This is a genomic window from Archangium sp. (genome assembly GCF_036388035.1).
In the GTDB taxonomy this organism is placed as follows: Bacteria; Myxococcota; Myxococcia; order Myxococcales; family Myxococcaceae; genus Archangium.
In genome coordinates this window covers 1-2,995 of the sequence record NZ_DASVSO010000355.1, presented here as the reverse complement: position 1 = coordinate 2,995, position 2,995 = coordinate 1, and the positions used below count along the sequence as shown (strand labels likewise).

The following is a 2,995-nucleotide window of genomic DNA, read 5'->3' as shown; positions in this document are numbered from 1 at the left end:
CACCACGGCCTCGGAGAGCTTCGCCGTGTCGCGCACCACGGGGTTGGCGGGGCCGGAGCGCATCAGGTCGAAGACGCGCATGACGGAGCGGCCAATCTTCCCGCCGGGGTGCAGCAGGGCGTACTCGGCCGAGCCGAAGGGGCGGGCGCGCAGCACGGCCATGGCGAGCGCATCGCCGATGGCGTGCAGGGCCGCGGTGGAGGCGGTGGGCACCAGGCCCATGGGGCAGGCCTCTTCAATCCGGCCGATGTCCAGCACCACGTCCGCGCCGCGGGCCAGGGCGCTCTCCGGGTCTCCCGTAATCGCGACGATGGGGGCGCCCAGCCGCTTGAAGGAGGGCAGCAGCCGCACCAGCTCCTCGGTGGAGCCGCTGTTGGACAGGGCGAGGATGACGTCGCCCCGGCTCACGCGGCCCAGGTCTCCGTGCACGGCCTCGGCGGGGTGGAGGAAGACGGAGCGGATGCCGGTGGAGGCCAGGGTGGCCGACAGCTTCTGGCCGATGAGACCCGCCTTGCCCATGCCCGTCACCACCGTCTGGCCCGGGCAGTCGCGCACCAGGGTGAGCGCGCGCAGGAAGGAGTCGCCCAGCCGCTCGGTCAGCCCGAGGATGGCGTGGGCCTCGGCCTCGAGCACGCTGCGCGCGTAGGCGAGCGTGGCCTCGCGCTCGTCGAGGGAGGCCAGCGGGGAGGGCTCCGGGGCGGGGGTGGCTTGACCGGGAAGGGCGCGGAGGCGGGGCTTCCGGGCGACGTTTCGGGGGGCTCGGGCCATGAGATATGCCCTTGTACCCCCTCGCTGGCGGGGCCTGCCAGCTTGACGCACCGGGGGGCATCGGCTACGCGCCTGCTCGCCCGGCGGGCGGACTGGAGCCCAGCCCTGCACCCACCGGTTGTCGCTTACAGGCTTAACAGCCTCACCTGAACCTGGAGAGGGGACGAGATGAAGTTCTTCATCGACACCGCCGACGTGGAGGAGATCCGCAAGGCCCATGCGATGGGCGTGCTGGATGGCGTCACCACCAACCCGTCGCTGCTGGCCAAGGTGGGCCGCGGGCTGGAGGAGACCATCCGCGAAATCTGCTCCATCGTGGATGGCCCCGTGAGCGCCGAGTGCGTCTCCGCCGAGGCCCCCGAGCTCATCAAGGAAGGCCGCCAGCTGGCCAAGATTCACGACAACGTCGTCGTGAAGATTCCCATGGGCGTGGAGGGCATGAAGGCCGTCAAGGCGCTCACCGGCGAGGGCATCCGCACCAACGTGACGCTGTGCTTCTCCGCCAACCAGGCGCTGCTGGCCGCCAAGGCGGGCGCCACCTACATCTCGCCCTTCGTGGGCCGCCTGGATGACATCTCCCAGGACGGCATGGAGCTCATCGCCCACATCATCGAGATCTACCAGAACTACGACTTCACCACGCAGGTGCTGGTGGCGAGCGTGCGCAACCCGGTGCACGTGCTGCAGGCGGCGCGCATGGGCGCGGACGTGGCCACGCTGCCCTACAGCGTCATCACCCAGCTGGCCAACCACCCGCTCACCGACGCGGGCATCAAGAAGTTCCTGGCCGACTGGGAGAAGGTGCCCAAGGCCGTGAAGCCCTGAGCGGCCGTGGGCCCGGGGGCCTTCCGCTCCCGGGCCTGGGCGCCAAAGACGACGGCCACCGGCTCCAGGGTGGAGCGCGGTGGCCGTCGTGTTTCAGGTGCTGGGTCCGCCGATTACTGGAAGGTGATGTCGAAGAAGAGCGTCGACGCGCTGTGGGCGTTCCCGGCCTTCAGGAAGGTGGCGACGGTCTGCGCGGGCTCGGTGTTGTCCACCGCCGCGCCCTTCAGGGTGAGGGTGGCCACGTTGTTCTGGCCGAACCTGCCGAAGCGGTACTGCCGCACGCACCGGGTGAGCCTGGCATCGCTGCCCGCTCCCGCCGGGGCCACCTTGCCTGGATCGCACAGGCCCGTGTCCGTGTAGCCGCGCGGCTGGCTGGCGTCCGACGTGGCCTGGACGCGCTCGTGGACGATGTGGAAGCCGTAGGTTCGCGCGTTGATGAAGCCATCCACCCACGCCAGGTTGGTCACGCCGCGATCCCCGACCCGGCCCAACGTGATGTCCGCGGAGTCCGGAGACATGCGGTTCAGGTAGGCATCGGTGACCATGACGCTGATGGACGTGGCACTGCCCTTGGCCACGGTGTACGGGGGCGGCAGCTTGCCCGGGTTGAGCAGGGTCCAGCGGGACGGCTCCCGCGTGTTGAAGCCGCTGTAGACGACGTGGGTCGGCCGCCACAGCATGACGTCGCCGTCCCAGCAGCCGTTGGGGCCGTCCCACTTGCCGTTCTTCGGCTGGCGCGTGCCCGTGGTGCAATCCACGCGCTCGGCGTCGATGAACTGCTCGCCCGGGTCGTAGACCTGGTTGTCGTTGGCGTCCACGAAGGGCTCGGGCACGTCCACGAACCACTCGCCCACGTCCCACTTGCCGTTCTTCACGCCGTTGGACACGCCCGAGCCATCGTAGAACTCCTCCTCACCCGAGGTGACGGCGATGATGGTGACGAGCATGTCGCGCGGGTTGTAGTTGCCGACGAACGGCTCGTCCTGCTCCGACACCGGCGCGGCGAGCGGGGTGACCGGCACGGGCGGCCACTTGCCGGCGGTGCTGAAGGTGGTGGTCGCGCTGCTGCTGTCCGTGGTCACGGGGCTCTTGATGGAGCCGGCCTCGGAGTACCACGTCACGCTGGTGGCCAGCGTGACCGGGTTCTTGAAGCGGTCCACCAGCTTGGCGGTGCAGGAGGTGCTCAGGTCCTGGCGCGGCGGGGTCTCCGACGCGTTGGCCGCCAGGTTGAGCTGATTGCACTCCACCACGAGGCCCTCGTCCGAGACGCGGGCGCCCACGATGGGCGTGCCGGGCGTGCTGACGGACAGGGCGGTGCCGGTCACCCGAGCGGTCACCGTGGCCACGCCCACCTCGTCACCCGACTGGAGCAGGACGGTGGCCTGACCCTGGGTGTCCGTGG

At 70.1% G+C, this 2,995-nt stretch carries 2 protein-coding genes and 1 pseudogene; 1 reads left to right on the top strand and 2 read right to left on the bottom strand.

The genetic code is table 11. The features are described from left to right. The coding region (locus tag VF697_RS14440) for an SIS domain-containing protein (protein WP_331095308.1) at window positions 1-768 on the bottom strand (768 nt) is incomplete at its 3' end. 168 nt (window positions 769-936) lie between these two features. On the opposite strand from VF697_RS14440, the gene fsa reads away from it, so the two are divergent. Beyond that, window positions 937-1,593 (top strand): fructose-6-phosphate aldolase, encoded by a 657-nt coding sequence (gene fsa / locus VF697_RS14435; RefSeq protein ID WP_331095306.1) that lies wholly within the window; start codon window positions 937-939, stop codon window positions 1,591-1,593. A 113-nt stretch (window positions 1,594-1,706) separates the two neighbouring features. Here fsa and VF697_RS14430 read toward each other — a convergent pair. Beyond that, a pseudogene (locus VF697_RS14430) lies at window positions 1,707-2,995 on the bottom strand (hypothetical protein); the annotation flags it as partial.

Coding starts and splice junctions, on each gene's coding strand:
- fsa (WP_331095306.1), top strand. CDS start 937: ATGAAGTTCTTCATCGACACCGCCGACGTGGAGGAGATCCGCAAGGCC.